This is a genomic window from Paenibacillus tianmuensis (assembly GCF_900100345.1).
GTDB lineage: Bacteria > Bacillota > Bacilli > Paenibacillales > NBRC-103111 > Paenibacillus_G > Paenibacillus_G tianmuensis.
In genome coordinates this window covers 71,452-90,377 of record NZ_FMTT01000014.1, presented here as the reverse complement: position 1 = coordinate 90,377, position 18,926 = coordinate 71,452, and the positions used below count along the sequence as shown (strand labels likewise).

At 56.3% G+C, this 18,926-nt stretch carries 14 protein-coding genes; 1 reads left to right on the top strand and 13 read right to left on the bottom strand.

Features of this window, described 5'->3' with window-relative positions:
• Nucleotides 1-23 precede the first annotated feature (23 nt).
• The gene (gene citZ / locus BLO51_RS11655; RefSeq protein WP_090671435.1) at nt 24-1,136 is read right to left on the bottom strand and encodes a citrate synthase; all 1,113 of its coding nucleotides are present in this window, start codon (nt 1,134-1,136) and stop codon (nt 24-26) included.
• A 386-nt stretch (nt 1,137-1,522) separates the two neighbouring features.
• Here citZ and BLO51_RS11650 point away from each other — a divergent pair, with 386 nt between their 5' ends.
• Nucleotides 1,523-3,064: a Ppx/GppA phosphatase family protein gene (locus BLO51_RS11650; RefSeq protein WP_090671431.1), complete on the top strand. Its 1,542-nt coding sequence runs from the start codon at nt 1,523-1,525 to the stop codon at nt 3,062-3,064.
• Here BLO51_RS11650 and ppk1 read toward each other — a convergent pair.
• The 12 genes from ppk1 to BLO51_RS11590 form a co-directional block, all read right to left on the bottom strand.
• Complete coding sequence (gene ppk1 / locus BLO51_RS11645; protein ID WP_090671427.1) at nt 3,030-5,123, bottom strand: polyphosphate kinase 1; 2,094 nt, start codon at nt 5,121-5,123, stop codon at nt 3,030-3,032. The two genes, BLO51_RS11650 and ppk1, sit on opposite strands and share 35 nt — an antisense overlap.
• A gap of 248 nt (nt 5,124-5,371) precedes the next feature.
• Nucleotides 5,372-6,280 (bottom strand): methylisocitrate lyase, encoded by a 909-nt coding sequence (prpB, locus tag BLO51_RS11640; RefSeq protein ID WP_090671424.1) that lies wholly within the window; start codon nt 6,278-6,280, stop codon nt 5,372-5,374.
• A 45-nt stretch (nt 6,281-6,325) separates the two neighbouring features.
• The gene (locus BLO51_RS11635; protein ID WP_281180350.1) at nt 6,326-7,786 is read right to left on the bottom strand and encodes a bifunctional 2-methylcitrate dehydratase/aconitate hydratase; all 1,461 of its coding nucleotides are present in this window, start codon (nt 7,784-7,786) and stop codon (nt 6,326-6,328) included.
• A 24-nt stretch (nt 7,787-7,810) separates the two neighbouring features.
• Nucleotides 7,811-8,941, bottom strand: a complete 1,131-nt coding sequence (gene mmgD, locus BLO51_RS11630) for a citrate synthase (protein ID WP_090671421.1) — start codon at nt 8,939-8,941, stop codon at nt 7,811-7,813.
• Between the two features lie 129 nt (nt 8,942-9,070).
• Nucleotides 9,071-9,946 carry a LysR substrate-binding domain-containing protein gene (locus BLO51_RS11625; protein ID WP_090671418.1) on the bottom strand — a complete coding sequence of 292 codons (876 nt, stop codon included), beginning with the start codon at nt 9,944-9,946 and terminating at the stop codon, nt 9,071-9,073.
• Between the two features lie 159 nt (nt 9,947-10,105).
• On the bottom strand, nt 10,106-10,507 hold the full coding sequence (locus BLO51_RS11620; RefSeq protein ID WP_090671415.1) for an acyl-CoA thioesterase: 402 nt from the start codon (nt 10,505-10,507) through the stop codon (nt 10,106-10,108).
• Nucleotides 10,508-10,607: 100 nt separating this feature from the next.
• A complete protein-coding gene (gene pyk / locus BLO51_RS11615) occupies nt 10,608-12,365 on the bottom strand; it encodes a pyruvate kinase (RefSeq protein WP_090671413.1) in 1,758 nt (585 codons plus the stop codon).
• Nucleotides 12,358-13,332 carry an acetyl-CoA carboxylase carboxyltransferase subunit alpha gene (locus tag BLO51_RS11610; RefSeq protein ID WP_090671410.1) on the bottom strand — a complete coding sequence of 325 codons (975 nt, stop codon included), beginning with the start codon at nt 13,330-13,332 and terminating at the stop codon, nt 12,358-12,360. The genes pyk and BLO51_RS11610 overlap by 8 nt, the downstream gene beginning before the upstream one ends.
• A complete protein-coding gene (gene accD / locus BLO51_RS11605) occupies nt 13,325-14,245 on the bottom strand; it encodes an acetyl-CoA carboxylase, carboxyltransferase subunit beta (protein WP_090671408.1) in 921 nt (306 codons plus the stop codon). Before accD ends, BLO51_RS11610 begins: the two co-directional genes overlap by 8 nt.
• 34 nt (nt 14,246-14,279) lie before the next feature.
• Nucleotides 14,280-14,471 (bottom strand): hypothetical protein, encoded by a 192-nt coding sequence (locus BLO51_RS11600; protein WP_010496159.1) that lies wholly within the window; start codon nt 14,469-14,471, stop codon nt 14,280-14,282.
• A gap of 130 nt (nt 14,472-14,601) precedes the next feature.
• A complete protein-coding gene (locus tag BLO51_RS11595; RefSeq protein WP_090671405.1) occupies nt 14,602-15,096 on the bottom strand; it encodes a phosphatidylglycerophosphatase A family protein in 495 nt (164 codons plus the stop codon).
• A 110-nt stretch (nt 15,097-15,206) separates the two neighbouring features.
• Nucleotides 15,207-18,857, bottom strand: a complete 3,651-nt coding sequence (locus BLO51_RS11590; protein WP_090671402.1) for a DNA polymerase III subunit alpha — start codon at nt 18,855-18,857, stop codon at nt 15,207-15,209.
• Between the last annotated feature and the right edge of the window lie 69 nt (nt 18,858-18,926).

Here is an 18,926-nt window from a genome sequence, read left to right as displayed (position 1 = left end):
AGGTGCGGGCATCCCGTGCCGGATTAGCGCTGCTCAATCGGAACGAAGGCCTGATGTGAAGGTCCCGTATATTCGGCGCGTGGACGAATGAGGCGGTTATTGTCAAATTGCTCGAGAATGTGCGCCGTCCATCCGGACGTACGGCTGATCGCGAAGATCGGCGTAAACAAGTCGCGCGGAATCTCGAGCGTCGTGTAGACGGAAGCGGAATAGAAGTCTACGTTCGGCTTCAGCCCTTTTTGGCCCGTCACGATTTCTTCGATTTGAATGGACATGTCGTACCAGTTCATGTTGCCGGTAATTTTACCGAGCTCCTGGGACATTTTCTGGAGATGCTTCGCGCGCGGGTCGCCGTTTTTGTAGACGCGATGGCCGAAGCCCATAATTTTCTCCTTGTTGGCCAGCTTATCGTTGATATAGCTGGTCACATTGTCCGCCGTGCCGATTTCTTCGAGCATCGCCATAACCGCTTCGTTGGCGCCGCCGTGCAGCGGGCCTTTGAGCGCGCCGATCGCGGACGTCATGCCCGAATAAATATCGGACAGCGTCGCAACGGTTACGCGCGCGGCGAACGTCGAAGCGTTCAGCTCGTGGTCGGCATGAAGCACCAAAGCTTTGTCCAAAGCCTGGATGGCGATGGCTTCCGGTTGTTTGCCCGTGAGCATATACAAGAAGTTCTCGGCAACGGAAGTACAGGATTTCGGCGCGATCGGCTCTTGGCCTTGGCGGATGCGAGAGAATGCCGCTACGATCGTCGGCAGCTGCGCCTGCAGCTTGATCGCTTTGCGGAGGTTGGATTCCGGAGTCATATCGTTTGCCTCGGCATCGTACAACGCCAAGCTGGAAACGGCGGTACGAAGCGCGGCCATGGAATTGACGTCTTTCGGGTACAATTTGATTTGTTCGATCACTTCGGCAGGAACTGAAGCGTTGTCGCTCAGTTCTTTCGTTAATTGATCCAGCTCGGAGCGATTAGGAAGCTTGCCGTACCATAGCAAGTATACGACCTCTTCGAACGTGGCGTTCTCTGCAAGGTCGTCGATATTGATGCCGCGATAGGTGAGCACACCGTCGATAATGGAGCTGATGGAGGACGTTGTGGCTACAATTCCTTCCAAACCTTTGGTAGCAGTCAAGATAATCTCTCCTTTAGCGTTCGAATTCACATAAGTCTAATATAAAGTATTTAGATACTAAAGTGAACAAATTCAGACATAAAAGTTCATTATCAGCACCATAAACATATGCTATCTGTCGGCTGAATCCTATGTACTCAACCTGAATAAAGACCCGTCTGTAAAGGCTTCGCCCAGTTTCATTATACTCATATTAACTCATAATAAATCATAAGGAATCAATGTCTTTATGGGTAAGGAGCGGGAAAACGCGGCGAAGACCAATGGAGTAAGCAGTTCGTTCCTTTGCCCCTTAGGGGAGTTTATCGGGGGCGGCTCAGTGGACATTCCCTCCGCCGTAACGGTAAAATAAAACTAACTTTCACCCGTTAGCAGGAGGACCAGCCATGAACAACAGCCGGCGAATCGGCATCATTGATATCGGCTCCAACTCGATCCGGTTAGCCGTAAACGAACAGACGACAGGCGGAGCGTACCGCGTGATCGGCGAATTCAAGGAGTCCGCTCGCTTAAGCCAGCGGATCGGCGCCGACGGGACATTGGCTCAAGAGGATGTTCAAGTGATCGTACAGGTTTTGTCGCATTTTAAACGGATATGTCACGCTCACGAAGTGACCGAATACCGGGTAGCCGCCACGGCGGCCATTCGCAATGCGGCGAATTCGCAAGAGATTCTGAACACGCTGCGGCGCGAAAGCGGATTTCACGTCGAGCTGCTGTCCGGGGAGGACGAAGCCAGACTCGGCTTCTTGGGCATGATCCAAACGATGGATATAGCGGACGGCTTTCTTGTCGACATCGGCGGGGGAAGCACTGAAATTTCGCTCTTTCGCGACCGCACCTTGATCCGCAGCGTATCGTTTCCTTTCGGGGCGGTCAATACGACGCGCAAGTTTGCGCCAAACGGCGAATTCCACGAAGAACAGCTGCAGGGCATCTGCCAGATGGTCGAGGACGCGATTGCCTGCGAGCCCTGGATTCGACAGGCTCCCGGCCTGCCGCTCGTCGGGCTCGGAGGCGGCGTACGGACGCTATGCAAAATCAATCAGCGCAAGCGCAAATATTCCTTGCCGCTTACGCATAATTATACGATCTCCGCCGCCGAAGTGGACGAGCTCGCCGCCTGGCTCCCGCTCATGCCCGGAGAAAAACGCAAAAAAATCGACGGTCTGTCCAAAGACCGCTACGATATTATCATCCCGGGGCTGCTGATTCTTCAGACGATCTTCCAGGCAGCCGGCGCTTCGCACTATGTCGTCAGCGGCGCGGGCCTGCGGGATGGCCTGTTCTTTGAAAGCTTTTATCCTGTCGACACGGAGCTAAAGCATATGGCCGAGCGAAGTGCAGACAACCTGCTCGCCCTTCATTCGACGGCCCCTCGGGCGCATCTCTCGCAGGTGAGCTGGACGGCCTTGAAGCTGTTCGACGCCTTGACGGAGGCGGGAAAGCAGCGCTTCGATCCGCGCGCGCGTCTGTGTCTGATCGTAGCGGCCAAGCTGTACCGGATCGGGGCGTCGCTTAGCTATTACCAGTATCCGAAGCATTCCTTCCATATGATTGCGCACACGCGCATCGACGGTCTGACCCACCGAGAGATTCTGATCTGCGCCTTGACCGCTTCATACAAAACAAAAGCACGGACCCAACAGGCCGTGCAGCATCACAAAGATATTTTGAAAAAAACCGATACCGATCTGATCGCAAAGCTCGGCACTCTGCTCAAGCTCGCCGTCGCTCTCGATATTAGCGAGACGCAAGCGCTGGAAGTGACGACCGCGTTCTCGGAGAGCAAGGCGCTGCATTTGCGGTTGAAAGCAAAGCACGACCCCTCCGCCGAATACAGAGAGGTCCTCGGACTGCAAAAAGAATTTAAAAATACGTGGGGACAGCAGCTCAAAGTTCACGAGTCGTCGTTTTCCACGAACTGATGCGCATGGCAACAAATTGACTGCGAAGCTGCGGCCTGCCTCCTTCCGCGCGGACATGTTTATACATGCCGTTCGGTTGGAGCTGTCGCGCCTTCACGTTATCCTTCAAGTTGAGCCGCAATATATGGATCAGCGACTTCTGGATGCTTTTGTCAAATACGGGACACATCAGCTCGACGCGTCGCGTCAGGTTCCGGGTCATCCAATCCGCGCTGGCGATGTACACTTCCGGCTCCCCGCCGTTCTCGAAATAAAAAATGCGCGAGTGCTCCAAGAACCGGTCGACGATGCTGAGCACCGTTATCCGCTCGCTCAGTCCCGGAACACCGGGCCGCAGGCAGCATACGCCGCGCACGATCAGATCGATCTCGACCCCCGCCTGCGAAGCCGCATACAGCTCGTCGACCATCTGCTGGTTCGAGAGCGAGTTGAACTTGGCGATGATTCGCGCGGGCTTGCCTTCGGCAGCGTGCTTCGCTTCGCGGCGAATTTTCTCGAACAACTTATCCATCATGTCCGTAGGCGCCACGCCGAACGCCTTCCAATTGTGCGGCGCCGAATATCCGGTCACCTCGTTGAATAACGCAGAAGCGTCCTCTCCGATTTCCTTATGTGAAGTAAACAAGCCGACATCGGTGTACAATCTGGCCGTATTGTCATTGTAATTCCCTGTGCCCACGTGCACGTACCGCCTCAGCCCATCGGCTTCCTGCCGGACGACCAGCGTAATTTTGGCATGCGTCTTCAGCCCCACGAGCCCATAAACGACATGGCAGCCCGCCTGCTCCAGCTTGCGCGCCCAAGCGATGTTGCGCTCTTCTTCAAACCGCGCCTTCAGCTCCACCACAACCGTCACCTGCTTGCCGGACTCCGCTGCACGGGCAAGCCCTTGGATGAGCGGGGAATTGCCGCTGACCCGGTACAGCGTCATTTTGATGGCGAGCACTTGCGGATCGTAAGCCGCTTGAAGTACAAAATCGGTGACGGCATCGAACGACTCGTAAGGGTGATACACGAGCACATCCTGCTGCCGCAGCTTGGCGAACAGATCCTCGACATCGTCGAGCTCGGAAGGGTATACCGGTTGGATCGGGCTGTAGCGCAAATGATCGAAGCCTTGAAGCGCCGACGCCATTTTCATAAAATACGTCAGGTCGAGCGGGCCGTCGATTTCAAAAATGTTCTCAACAATCTCGAACTCCTCCGTCAGTTGCTCCAGCGCATACGGGTGAATGCCCCTCTGCACCTCCAGCCGGACCGGCGTCCCCCAGCGCCGCTTGCGGAGCTGGATTTCGATCTCCTCCAGCAAATCCTCGGCGCCTTCCTCGTTCAGCGTCAAGTCCGCGTTGCGTGTCAGCCGGAACGCATGGACCGAGATCGGAATATAGCCACTGAACAGCGTATATATGTGCTTTTCGATGAGCTCTTCCATGAGAATGAATTCGCGCTTCTTACTGTTGGTTCGTCCGGGCACCGCAAGGTAACGGCTTAAATTGGACGGTACCTGCAGGATAGCAAAATACGGTTCGTCCTCCGGGTCGTCCCCTTCCTTCATCAGCACGACCGCCAAATATAAAGCCTGAGTCCGCACCAGCGGAAACGGCCGCGCTTGGTCGACCGCCATCGGCGTCAGCACAGGGAAGACGATGGCGTGGTAATATTCGTCCATCGCTTTGCGTTGGGTCGCATTCAAATCGTCGTATTCGGTAAAAATAATGCCTTCTTTGCCGAGCTGCCGGATCACGTCCCGGTACGTCTTATACTGCTCCGTTACCATTTTGGACGAGCGCTTCATGACGCGTTTGAACAGTCCGGCAGGCGTGTAGCCGGTGAAATCTTTTTTCGTATGGCCCGCTTTGATCTGATCCTTGATCCCGGCTACGCGGACGCTCATAAACTCGTCTAAATTGGAAGAAACGATCGATAAAAATTTGACGCGTTCGAGCAGCGGCGTGTCGGGGTCCTGCGCCTCCTCCAGCACGCGCCAGTTAAACTCGATCCAGCTTAAATCGCGGTTCAGATAATGGTTGGCCATCTCACGCGCAGCAGTGTCCTTCATAAGGCAGTAAACCCTCCATAGTCATTCACCGTTTAGCTTCGTTTTGTTTACTTTCTATATCGTAATTCGACAATGTTAAGCGAGCGCGCTCTTTTTGTTAATTTTATGTAAACACAAGGGAAAATACACCTAATTTTTATCCAAGGCCGATTCAAAAAGAGCTTTATCATTATACAACGAAAAGAGCTCCCGAAAGAACTGGCCTCTTCAGGAACTCTTTACGTGATAATCGTTGGAAATCAAGGGATCTACTCGGTTGGCGGCAGAACGGTTTTAGCGATTTTTCCGTCCAAGGCTTCGTAATCGTAATAGCGGATCGTATCGTACAGCTCCTTGCGGGTTTGCATGTCTTGGAGCGATCCCGCTTGCGTCCCGGTTCGGCTAATTTCCGAAAATACGCGTTCATAGGCTTTGGCCGCTACCCGCAGCGAGGTTACCGGATAAATGACCATATTGAAGCCCCAAGCCTCAAACTGCTCTGCGGTAAAATACGGCGTTTTTCCGAACTCCGTCATGTTCGCCAGCAGTGGTGCATCGATAGCGGCGCGGAACCGCTTGAACTCTTCCTCGCTCTCCAGCGCCTCCGGAAAAATCCCGTCCGCTCCCGCCGCCAAATAATGCTTGGCCCGATCAACCGCCGCTTCGAAGCCTTCTACGCTTTTGGCATCCGTGCGGGCAATGACGACAAGCGTTGGGCTGATTTCCTTGATCGTCTTGATTTTTTGCATCATGTCTTCGGTGGAAACAAGCTTTTTGCCGTTCAAGTGGCCGCATTTCTTCGGCATTTCCTGATCCTCGATCTGGACGGCGGCCGCCTTGGCTTCGACCATTTCCTTGGCTGTCCGGGCCGCGTTCAAGATGCCGCCGAAGCCGGTATCGATATCCACCAGGAGCGGAAGCATGGAGGCGCGGACGAGCTCGCGGGCCCGGTCCGCGACTTCATTCGAATAAATCAGCCCGAGATCCGGCAGGCCCCGGCTGGCCGTATAGGCGGCACCGGACAAATAAAGCGCCTCGAAGCCGAACTGCCTCGCTATTCTGGCCGCCATTCCGTCGTGCGTACCCGGAATTTTGAGAATCGGGCCGGCTTCCATCCGTTTTCGAAAATCGGCCGCCAGCTCCCGTTGGTCCTTTTCCTGCTCCATCAACCAAGCCATCGTTACTCCTCCCGGGAAGTCTTATTCCGCAGCCGTACCGTTAAACTAAATGACGTACAGATTCATGTATTCGTTTACCGGCATCTGCTCCAACCGCTCCAAGTCAAGCGACAGTTCGAGGATTTGCGCCGCTTTTTGCTTAGGAAACCTGGTCAGCAGATTGGCTTCGAATTTGTCGATCACCTTCGGCAGCCCTTCAGCACGCCGTCTGCGGTGACCGATCGGGTATTCGCACTCCACGTTCGGTGTCTCCGTCCCGTCCGTGAAGCGGATTTGGATGGCATTGGCAATCGAGCGTTTGTCCGGATCGAGGTAATCCCGACTGTACTGCGGATTTTCCGTGACGACCATCTTCTCCCGAAGCGCATCGATTCGCGGATCGCTGGCCGCCTCATCCTCATAATGCTCTGCCGTCAACTCGCCATGCAGCAAGCCTACCGCTACCATGTATTGAAGGCAGTGGTCCCGGTCCGCCGGGTTATGCAGCGGGCCTTTCTTATCGATGATGCGGATGGCCGACTCGTGCGTCGTCATCGTAATCCGATCGATCTCGTCCAGCCGGTCCTTGATTTGCGGGTGCAGTGCAAAGGCGCATTCGACGGCGGTCTGGGCGTGGAATTCGGCCGGAAAGGAAATTTTAAACAGTACATTCTCCATCACGTAAGAGCCGAGCGGGCGTGCAAGCTTCAGCGGCTTACCTTGGAACAATACGTCCTGGAAGCCCCACGTTTTGGCCGAAAGCGCGGTGGCGTACCCCATTTCGCCGTTGACGGCCATGAGAGCGAGACGGACCGCGCGGCTGGTTGCGTCTCCGGCCGCCCACGATTTGCGCGATCCTGTATTCGGCGCGTGCCGGTACGTGCGCAAGCTGCCGCCGTCCAGCCAAGCGTTGGAAAGCGCGTTGACTACTTCGTCCCGGCTGCCGCCCAGCATCGCCGTAACGACGGCCGTCGAAGCGATCCTCACCAGCAGCACGTGATCCAGCCCCACCCGGTTGAAGCTGTTTTCGAGTGCGAGCACTCCTTGAATTTCATGCGCCTTCACGGCGGCGTCCAGCACGTCCCGCATAAGCAAAGGGGCTTTGCCTTCCGCGATGCGGACGCGGCTGAGATAGTCGGCTACCGCCAAAATGCCGCCCAGATTGTCCGAAGGGTGGCCCCATTCCGCGGCCAGCCACGTATCGTTGTAATCAAGCCAGCGGATCATGCACCCGATATTAAACGCCCCGTGTACGGGGTCCAGTTCATAGCGGGTTCCCGGCACCCGGCAGCCGTGAGGCACGGTGACGCCCGGTACGACAGGTCCAAGATGCTTCACGCATTCCGGAAAGCGCAGCGCCAAAATGGCGGTGCCGAGCGAATCCAATACGACGTGCTGTGCAATGCGCCGGGCTTCCGGACTTTGGACTTCGTATTCCAGCGCGTAATCCGCGATGTCCACTAACAGTTGATCCGCAGCGGACGCGGTTCGTCCTTGTTCATAAGCCATGGATGGGTTTGCTACCATATCGATGTCTCCTCCCACTACCAGTTAAGTGCCGATCGAGGCCGAATTGGGATGCAGATCGCGAGGTCCCTTGTACAGAACACGAGGCCGGAAAAGCCGGTTGTTCGCATGCTGCTCCATTACATGCGCGCAGACGCCAACGGTCCGGGCGGCAAGAAAGACCGGGGTGAACAAGTCGATCGGAATGCCCAGCAAATAATAAACTGGCGCGGCATAGTAATCGAGGTTCGGATACAAACCTTTTTCGCGGTTCATCACCTCTTCGCCGATGACGCACATGCGGTACAGATTCTCTTCGTTTTTGGCGGCCGCCAGCACAGCCAGCGCTTCTTTCATCAGCACCGCGCGCGGGTCCGGCTTCTTCATGTACACCCGGTGGCCGAAGCCCATGATGCGCTCCTTGCGGTTCAATTTGCCGAGGATCAGCGGCTCCATGCTGTCCTCATCTCCCGCTTCCAGCAGCATCTTCATGACGGCTTCGTTCGCTCCGCCATGCAGCGTGCCTTTCAGCGAAGCGACGGCGCCGGTCAGCGCCCCGTACAGATCGGCCTGCGTGGACGCAATGACGCGCGCGGCAAAGGTCGAGTTAGGCATTTCATGCTCGCTGTAGACGATCAGCGACTGATCGAACGTCTTCTCTTCCATTTCGGAAGGAACCTTTCCGGTAATCATGTACAAAAAGTTGGCGCTGTACGAGAGGTCTTGGCGGGGCTCCACCAGAGGCTGCCGCATGGACGCATGATAGCTGCTCGCCACGATCTGGGGTACCTTGGCCAACAGCCGGATCGATTTGCGGTAATTCGCTTCCCGCGACCGGTCCTCGATATCCTGGTCGTAGCCGGCAATGGCGGAAATTCCCGTTCTCAGGGCGTCCATCAGATGCGTTTGCTTCGGAAGCAGACGCAGGATCGACAGCGCATCCTCCGGCAGTCCGTACTCCGTCTTGAGGCTCAGCTCAAGAGCATTCCGCCACTCGGGCGTCGGCAGACTGCCGTCAAGCATTAACGAAACGGCGTCCAAATAAGTCACGGTTTTGGCCAATTCGATAAGATCGTAACCCCGCAGCACAATTTGTTCTTTTTCGACATCCAAATAAGAAATTTCAGTCTCGCTTGCGATAACGTTTTCAAGGCCGGGCTGGAATGATCCGCTCATCGTTCTTTCGCTCCTCCCGATGGTTTGACTTTGCCCCTTCAGTATATCGACCCTCTGGAAATCACGTCCAATATCCGTTAAGTCCTTCCTGATACGCAGAACATATCAAGCAGGCAAAAGAACACCCGTTCAATCGCCGAACGCTTGGCCGAGCTTCAAAAATTCAGGCAGCACCGGCGACGTCTCGTCTTTCCGCCAAATAAACGCTGTTTCCAGAACGGCGGCTTCCCGAATGTCCCGGTAAACGACCCCTTGATTTTGCTGGTGCCGAAATGACGCGGGAACCAAAGCAACCCCCATCCCTTCGGCTACAAAGGCAACAACGGTTAAAATTTCAGGCGCTTCCAGCGCAATGTTAGGCGAAAATCCGGCCTTATAGCACAAATGGATGACCGCATCGTGATAAGTAGAACCGTTTTGCCTGGGAGACAAAATAAACGGCTCGTCCTCCAGATCGCGGACGCTAAGCGCTTGCCGGCTGGCCAACGGATGCGCCTCGGGAAGCACCGCCATAAACGGCTCGCGCTTAAACAGCTCCGTATTCAAATATGGACTGTGAATCGAGGCGCGCACAATGCCGAGATGGAGACTTTTTTCGTGCAGCGCTTGCAGTTGGTTCCCGCTCTTCATTTGATGCAGCTTCAATTCCACCGAAGGAAAACGCAGCCGATACTGCTGCAGCAGCGGAACGATGTGGTAGGTCGCCGAACCGACAAAGCCAATCACCAGTCTGCCCGTTTGCCCGCGGCTCGCTTTCTCCGCCGTCTCGCGCGCTTGCTCCACACGCGCTAAAGCCGACCGCGACTCCTCCAGGAATACTTTCCCCGCATCCGTTAATTCAACGTGCTGCTTGCTTCGGGAAAATAACGAGAATCCGAGCTCTTCCTCCAGCTTGCGGATTTGCTGGCTTAACGGGGGCTGCGCCATATTGAGGCGTGCAGCCGCCCGGCCGAAATGCAGCTCCTCCGCAACGGTAACGAAGTATCGCAAATGACGCAGTTCCATAGTGCCTCTCCCCTTTGATCGCTCAATCCTTCCGCTTGTACTTCAATTATACAATAGCACGAATCATTTTGGAAAATATAGCATAAAAAGGAATAGGACCTGACCAAGAAAGGCCAAGTCCTTCATTATTTGTAGGTTAGCGGAATTTCGGGATGCGCTTTAGCTCATGACTTTGGCAAGGAGGGCATATAAATCCGGCACTTCTCTGTCGATCCGCACCGGCTTCCAATCCCGGTTCAACCAGACGTGCTGCGTTCTCCCGGTGACCAGCACTTCCTCGCCGCGCTTAATTTCGTAAGCGAACTGGATCCGAAGACTCCTCAATTCGACAACTTTGGTGTCAATCGTCACCAGATCATCGTAACGTGCGGGCGAGCGGAATTTCAGGTCCGCTTCGATCACCGGCAGCAGCAGGCCGCGGGCCTCCAGCGCCTGATAAGGCATACCCAACTCGCGGATCATCTCCGTTCGGCCGACTTCAAACCAATTCAAATAGTTGGCGTGATACATGACGCCCATCTGGTCCGTCTCCTGATAGCGGACACGTAAAGCATGCTGCATACGAACCTCCTGAATCCTAGAGTTGTAAAGCAAAGGAGCGAAACCGCTGTTCGATTTCGCTCCGATGGTTCTGTATCGTAAGGCTTCGACGATGTTCTATTTACAGCACGCGGGCGCGGCCGGAATAGATGACGCCGACTTCCGGATAGATGGATACTTCGTCGTTGTCTTTCAGGATGCCGATCGCGTTGTCCACACCGACGATGACAGGCTTGCCCAAGCTGATGCCGACAACCGCCGCATGGGACGTAATCCCGCCCGTCTCGGTAATAACCGCTGCCGCTTTCTCGAAGGCCGGCATATAGTCTTTATCGGTTGTAATAGTAACCAGAATGCAGCCCTCGGTCGTCTTCGCATTCGCTTCCTCGGCGGAGCGGGCCGTCACGACATGGCCTGTGGCGATTTGCGTGCCGATCCCTTGGCCTTTGGCGATCATTTCACCGATTTGATGAACCTTGATCAAGTTGGTCGTTCCGGAGCGGCCGACCGGCACGCCTGCGGTAATCACGACCAGATCGCCCAGGCTGACCAGGCCTGACTTCACGCTGGCATCTACGGCATGCTCGAACAATTGGTCGGTCGAAGTACACGTTTCGCCTTTCACCGGAATAACGCCCCATACGAGCGACAAACGGCGAAGCACGCGGTCGTTCGGCGTTACCGCGATAATCGGCGCCTTCGGACGGTATTTGGATACCATACGCGCCGTATAGCCGCTTTCCGTCGAAGTCAGAATCGCTTTGGCGTCCAGATCCAGCGCCGAGTTCGCTACCGCTTGGCTGATCGCCTCGGTTACCGTCGTCTGCTGCGCATTGCTTTGACGGATGAAAATTTCCCGGTACTCCAGCGCCGTTTCCGCACGCTCGGCGATGCGGGCCATCGTCTGCACCGACTCCACCGGGTATTTCCCTGCTGCCGTTTCGCCGGACAGCATCACGGCGTCCGTGCCGTCGAAGATCGCGTTCGCCACGTCACTCGCTTCCGCACGCGTCGGGCGCGGGTTGCGCTGCATGGAATCCAGCATCATCGTAGCCGTAATAACCGGTTTGCCGACTTGGTTACATTTTTTGATCATCGCTTTTTGCACGATCGGTACGTCTTCGGCCGGAATTTCCACACCGAGATCGCCGCGCGCTACCATGAGACCGTCGGATACCTCGAGAATTTCGTCGAGGTTTTCCACGCCTTCCTGGTTTTCGATTTTGGAAATGATTTGAATATGCGTTGCGTTATGGCGGTCCAGAATTTCGCGGATTTCAAGGACGTCGCTCGCTTTACGCACGAAAGAAGCAGCGATAAAATCCACTCCCTGCTGAATGCCGAAAATGATATCGTTCGCGTCTTTTTCCGTGATGCCCGGCAGGTTGATTTTCACCCCCGGCACGTTCACGCCTTTCTTACCTCCAAGCAATCCGCCGTTTTTAATCCGGCACACGACATCCGTTCCGCGGATATCCTCGACCGTCAGTCCGATCAAGCCGTCATCGATCAGAATGGTGGAACCGATCTTTACATCCCTGTAAAGGTCCCTGTATGTGATGGAAACGCGCTCGGCATCGCCGAGTACTTCTTCCGTCGTTAAGGTGATCAGATTGTCCTGAAGCAGCTCAACTTTTTGATCGTCCTTCAGCTTGCCGGTCCGGATTTCCGGTCCCTTGGTATCAAGCAGAATGGCTACGCTTTTGCCGAGCTCCTGACAAGCCTGACGCACGTTCTTGATTCTGTTGCCATGCTCTTCGAAATCGCCGTGGGAGAAGTTCAGCCTAGCAACGTTCATCCCTGCATCAATCAGCTTTTTGAACATGTCCAGCGATTCGCTGACCGGTCCGATGGTACACACAATTTTTGTTTTACGCATGATTTCCCTCCTGGATCTTGGTGAACCGACCGATTTGTCTAAATTTATTATAACGGTCTTCTATTAATTCATTCTCTGTCATCTTGAGCAATTCCTGCAAGTGGGTCCACAACATTTGCTTGATCGATTCCGCCTGCGCGGCAACATCCCGATGGGCGCCGCCCTTCGGTTCGGAAATGATCGCATCGATTACGCCGAGCTTCAAAATTTCGTCCGCCGTAATCTTCATCGCTTCGGCGGCTTCCATCGATTTTGAAGCGTCTTTATATAAAATCGAGGCTGCGCCTTCTGGACTGATAACCGAATAAATCGCATTCTCAAGCATAAATACGCGGTTGCCTACGCCAAGCGCCAAAGCGCCGCCGCTGCCGCCTTCGCCGATGACGACGCACAAGACAGGCACTCGCAAGGATGCCATCTCCATCAGATTCCGGGCGATCGCTTCCCCTTGCCCTCTCTCTTCCGCCGCATTGCCGGGGTAAGCACCTTTCGTATCGATGAACGTAATGATCGGACGCTTGAACTTGTCCGCCTGCTTCATAAAACGCAGCGCTTTGCGGAAGCCTTCCGGATGCGGGCTGCCGAAGTGACGCGCAATGTTGTCCTTCGTATCTTTCCCTTTCTGATGGCCGACCACGGTCACTGGAATGCCGTTAAAGCGTGCGATGCCCCCCACAATGGCCAGGTCGTCGCCAAATAAACGGTCCCCGTGCAGCTCGATGAAATCGGTGAACAAATGCTGAATGTAATCAAGTGACGTCGGGCGCTGCGGATGACGGGCGACCTGCATTTTTTGCCGGGTCGACATGCCGGCGTACAATTCCGTTTCGAGCTGCTCCAGCCGCTGCTCCAAGCGCTTGATCTCCTCGGAGAAATCGATCTGCTTGTCCGCTCCGAACTTGCGCAGCTCGTCGATTTTGGCGCGAAGCTCGACTAGCGGCTGCTCGAAAGGCATTTCACTAGCCATTAACGGTTTCCTCCTTTACCCCGTGCATGCTAAGAAGACGGGTCAGCGTACTGCGCATTTCTTTGCGGTGCGAGATCAGGTCCACTTGTCCATGCTTCAGGTTGAATTCCGCCGTCTGGAAGCCTGGCGGCAGCTTGATTCTCATCGTCTGTTCGATGACGCGTCCGCCGGTAAAGCCGAACGCCACGCCTGGCTCGGCAATAATGTAGTCTCCGAGCATCGCGAAGCTCGCGCTGACGCCGCCGAAGGTCGGGTCGGTAATGACGGAAACGTACAGGCCGCCCTGCTCGTTCAGCTTGGCGAGCGCCGCGCTCGTTTTCGCCATCTGCATCAGGCTGAGAATGCTTTCCTGCATCCGCGCGCCGCCCGATGTGGAGAAAATGATAAGCGGTCGGTTCGTCCGGGTCGCATGCTCGATCGCGTTCGTCACCTTTTCGCCAACAACCGATCCGAGCGTTCCGCCCATAAAGTCGAAGCTCATCACCGCTACGACAACCGGATACCCTCCGATCGTTCCTTCGCCGGTAATAACGGCGTCCTGCATGCCGGTAGACTCAACCGCTTTGTTGTACTTGGCTATGTAAGCGGGGAATTCGAGCGGGTCCTGGGATGCCATCTCACTGTCAAATTCCACAAAACGGCCTTCGTCCATCGTCATCTGGATCCGCTCTACGGCATTCAGCTTGTAATGGTACTCGCAAGCGGTACATACTTTTAAGTTTTTATCAAGCTCTTTGTTATACTGGATCGTCCCGCACTTGGGGCACTTGTTCATCAGGCCTTCCGGGATTTCGCGTTTCGGACGCTCTTCGGGAACGTCGATGGCTCCGTCCATCACCCGGTTCGGAGCCCTCCTGTCCACGGAAGGAACCGTGGCATATTTTCTTTTCTGAAACAAGTCTTTAAATTGCACAATTTTCACCTCGCTTGCGGTATTGGGGACTTGTTTAGGATCTATGCAAAATGGAATTCAGCACTTCCTGAACCTCTTCCAATTCGCCTTCGGGAACGACGATCTCAAATTGGTTTTTGGTCATGTTGATAGCACGGACTTGAACAAGGAAGCCTTCTTCCGTAAGTCTTTGCTTGATTCTTTCAGCGATTTTAGCGGTCGGAGCGATATAGATAACCGTCCACATGGAAAAGGACCTCCCGAACATAATGCAATAATGATATCATAAGTGCACTTTTTCCCGCAACCGAAGTTCGGTATGCCGGAGGGGAGGTCTTTATCGATAAAACGTGCGCCGTTTCGACAAATCCCGACAGTCAAGTTTGCGTCGAAAGGCCATCCGCCTCATCCTGATGCTTGTGCGCGATCCGGGCCGAAGCCGCGGCGGCCAGTCCCGCTACCAGGTCGTCCAAAAAAACGTGAATGCGTGTCGGGTGGTCGTTCAGCTCGCGAATGATGCCCGGCTTTCTCTTATCCAAATAGCCGAAGCTGGTCAGCCCGACCATGCCGTATACGTGAACAATGCCGAGCGCCAAAGTCTCGTCCACGCCGTACAAGGGCGCATCCGTCTCCATCAGTCCCTGCAGCGGCTCGGGCAGCTCCTTCCGTTCGGCCAGCTCGTCCAGCGCGATTCCGGTATAAAGCACGTATTGGACTTCACGCTTTCGGAGAACCGTCATCACGCTCTCGATGCACGCCTCCGCGGAAAGCGCGGGATTGTAGGGAAGCTGCAATTCGCGCACAATGTCCGCTATGCGTTCGACAGTAACGCCGCGTTTCTCCAAACATTCGACAATATGTTGGCAGGACATAGAAAAAATAACGCCTCCTCCGGTTCCATTTCGTAACGCGTGCAAACCGGCGAGTCTCGCGTCTCGCCGAAAGGGTGCAGGTTACTAAATGTATGCGGGGGAGGCGCGATTTATTTCACTTTCACGCTGTCTTTGCCAAGCAGCTCTTCAATACGAGCGAACAGCTCGGGGGACGGCTTCACCTTGTACTGGTCGCTTAAGCCGAGCGTTTTTTGGGTCCGCTCGTAGTACAGCACGACCGGCAGCGGACCGCCGTGCCCGGCGATCAGCCGCTTAAGCGATTCAAGCACCGCCGGCTGCTCGCGCTGCGGAGAAATGCGCATATAGACGCGCTGACCCGTCGTTGCGGCGCGGGAACCGCGGACGGCGGTTTCAGCGGCCTGCACGGGCCGGTCCGCAGCCTTGCGCTCCGCCCCGCCCGGCGAGGGGCTGGATGTTTGAGCCGCCGCCGGGGAAGCTGCCGCCGAAGCTGTGCCGCGGGGCGTGAAGCCGGAAGCGCGCCGCTGACCGCTTCGCGAGGAGCCTGCTGGGAGCGGCGCCGGCTTAACCGCCTTCTGCTCCAGATGCGGATCGGCCAGCGCAATAAGCTGATCGGCCAGCAGCTTGTAGTCTTCGTCCCCGAGCTGAAGCTTGGCGACGACCAGCACGGGCTTGCCCTTCTGCACCAGCGGGGCGTACTTTTTCCACGTTTCCGGGAACAGCACGACCTCCGCCTTGCCGACACGGTCTTCCAGCTCCATAAACGCCATCGGCTGGCCTTTTTTCGTGACGATCGTCTTGTTCGAGATGACCAGCCCGGCAACCATGACGTCGCTGCCGTCCGGGTACTCCTGAAGCCGGGACAGCAGGTCCGTCTCCAGCTTCTGCAGCACCGCATCGAAATCGTCGAGCGGGCTGCCGGAAATGTACAGGCCGAGCAGTTCCCGCTCCAGCTCCAGCTTTTGCGTCAGCGTGAACGGAGGAATCTGAGGGTATTCCACCTCCCAGTTGACCTCCTCCGTGAAGCCGTCGAGCACAAGCTGCAAATCTTCGCGGTCCTTGCGCCATTTGACCGCCGCATCGACAGCGTCTTCCAGCATCGCGAGCTGCTGGGACCGGTGGCCCGGCAGCGAATCGAGCGCGCCGCCTTGAATCAGCGACTCCATCACGCGCTTGTTGCAGACGCGCAGGTCGACGCGCCTGCAGAAATCGATCAAGCTGGCATAGACTCCCGTACGTCGCTCTGCGATGATCGATTCGATCGCGTGCGTCCCGACGTTCTTGATCGCCGCGAGGCCGAAGCGAATCGCGCCGGCGTTCTCAGCCGCAACCGGCGTAAACAGAAAGCCGCTTTCGTTCACGTCGGGCGGGAGCACGGCGATGCCCATGCGGCGGCATTCGTCGGCATATTCCGCAATTTTATGATGGCTGCCCGTCACTGCAGTCAGCATCGACGCCATGAACGGTACGGGGTAATGCGCCTTCAGATACGCCGTCTGGAACGCAAGCACACCGTAAGCCGTCGCATGTGCCCGCGGAAAGCCGTAGTCGGCGAAGCGGACGATCATGTCGTACACCCGGTTTGCCTCGGCTTCGCTGTAGCCTTGGCCGAGGCTCCCTTTCACGAAGTGGGCTCGCTCCTCGTCCAGCACTTCCCGCTTCTTTTTGCTCACTGCCCGGCGCAGCAAATCCGCTTCGCCGAGGCTGAATCCGGCCATCTTCGAAGCGATCTGCATAATCTGCTCCTGATAAACGATGATCCCGTACGTATCCCGCAGGATGGGCTCCAGCGCTTCATGCGGGTATTCCACCGGCTGCTGTCCATGCTTGCAGGCGATATACTTCGGGATAAACTCCATCGGGCCCGGCCTGTAGAGCGCGAGCACCGAGATGATGTCCTCGAAGTTCGACGGCCGCAGCTCTTTCAGCACGCGGCGCATGCCGGCCGACTCCAGCTGGAAAACACCCGTCGTATCGCCTCGGCTGAGCAGCGCATAAGTCGCCGAATCGTCGATCGGTACCTTCGTCCAGTCGAAGGGCGTCCCCGTCTGCTCGCAAATCCATTCCAGCGTGCGCTCAATGATGGACAGCGTCCGCAGTCCGAGAAAGTCCATCTTCAACAAGCCGATCGCTTCCAGATGCTCCATCGTATACTGCGTCAGCGCCGTCTGCTCGGTTCCTTCCTGCAGCGGCACGTACTGCGTCAGCGGCTCGCGCGAAATGACGACGCCGGCGGCGTGGGTGGAGGCGTGGCGCGGCATCCCTTCCACCTTCATCGCCAGCTCCAGCAGCTCCGCCGTCTTCGGCTGCTTCGCGGCGAGCGCCTTCAGGTCGGGGCTCGTGCGCAGCGCCTCCTCCAGCGTCATGCCGAGCTGATGCGGAATCAGCTTGGCCGCGCGGTCCACCTCACCGTAAGGCATGTTCAGCACCCGGCCGACGTCGCGCACCGCCCCTTTGGCGGCCATCGTTCCGAAGGTGATAATCTGTGCCACCCGGTCCCGGCCGTACTTGCGCACGACATAGTCGATCACCTCGTCGCGCCGGAGGTCGCTGAAGTCGATATCGATATCGGGCATCGACACCCGCTCGGGGTTCAGGAACCGTTCGAACAGCAGGCTGTAGCGGATCGGGTCCACATCGGTGATGCGCAGCACATAGGCGACGAGGCTCCCCGCCGACGACCCCCGTCCGGGTCCGGTAGCGATCCCCTGCTCGTGAGCGAAACGGATGAAGTCCCATACGATCAGAAAATAATCCGAATACCCCATCCGCTCGATGACGGACAGCTCGTAATGCAGCCGTTCTTCCACCTTGCTCCGCCACTCCGCGTCGTTCCATTCCTCGGCCGCGCCGTACCGCTGCTCAAGGCCATACCGGCAAAGCTGGGCGAGATACGCCCCGGCCGTCATACCGTCCGGAATCGGAGCGAATTCCGGCAAAATCGACTGCCCGAACTCAAGCTCAAGGTCGCATCGCCAGGCTACCTCCAGCGTATTGGCGAGCGCCTCCGGCGCATGGGCGAACAGCTCTGCCATCTCGTCCGGGCTTTTCAAATAAAGCTGCGATGTATGAAACTTAAGCCGCGCTTCGTCGTCGATCGTTTTGCCCGTACCTATGCAAATGAGGATGTCCTGCATCGCATGGTCCGGCTCGCGAACGTAATGCGCGTCGTTGGTCGCGACCAGCGGAATGCCGGTGTCGCGGGCAAGCCGGAGCATGTCCTGCATCACTTTCTTTTGTTCCGTCAAGCCGTGGTCCTGCAGCTCCAGAAAGAAATCGTCTCCGAAGATCGCACGGTAACGCAGCGCCGCCGCCTTCGCCTCGTCGTAGCGTCCGTGCAGCAGATGCTGCGACACCTCGCTGCCAAGGCACGAGCTGGTGCAGATCAGCCCTTCCGCATAGCGCTCCAGATGCTCCAGATCGATCCGCGGCTTATAGTGATAGCCTTCCAAATGTCCAATGGAGCACAGCTTCATCAGATTTTGATATCCGGTTTTATTTTTGGCGAGCAGAATCAGGTGATAGATCGGCTGCTCTTGACGGCTGCCTTTTTGCCGGATGGAGCCCGAGGTGAAATAAACCTCGCACCCGATAATCGGCTTGATCCCCCGCTGCTTGCACGCTTTATAAAAAGGAATGGCGCCGTACATCACACCGTGATCCGTCAGCGCCAGCGCCTTCATGCCGAGCTCGGCCGCACGGCCGACCAAATCGTCGATGCGCGCGGCGCCGTCGAGCAGACTGTATTCGCTGTGCACATGCAAATGTACGAAATCGCCCATCCGGGCCGCCTCCCCGCGTTTGAAATATTTATCCATAGTTTAGCATAATGCGAACAAGTGTGCCATATA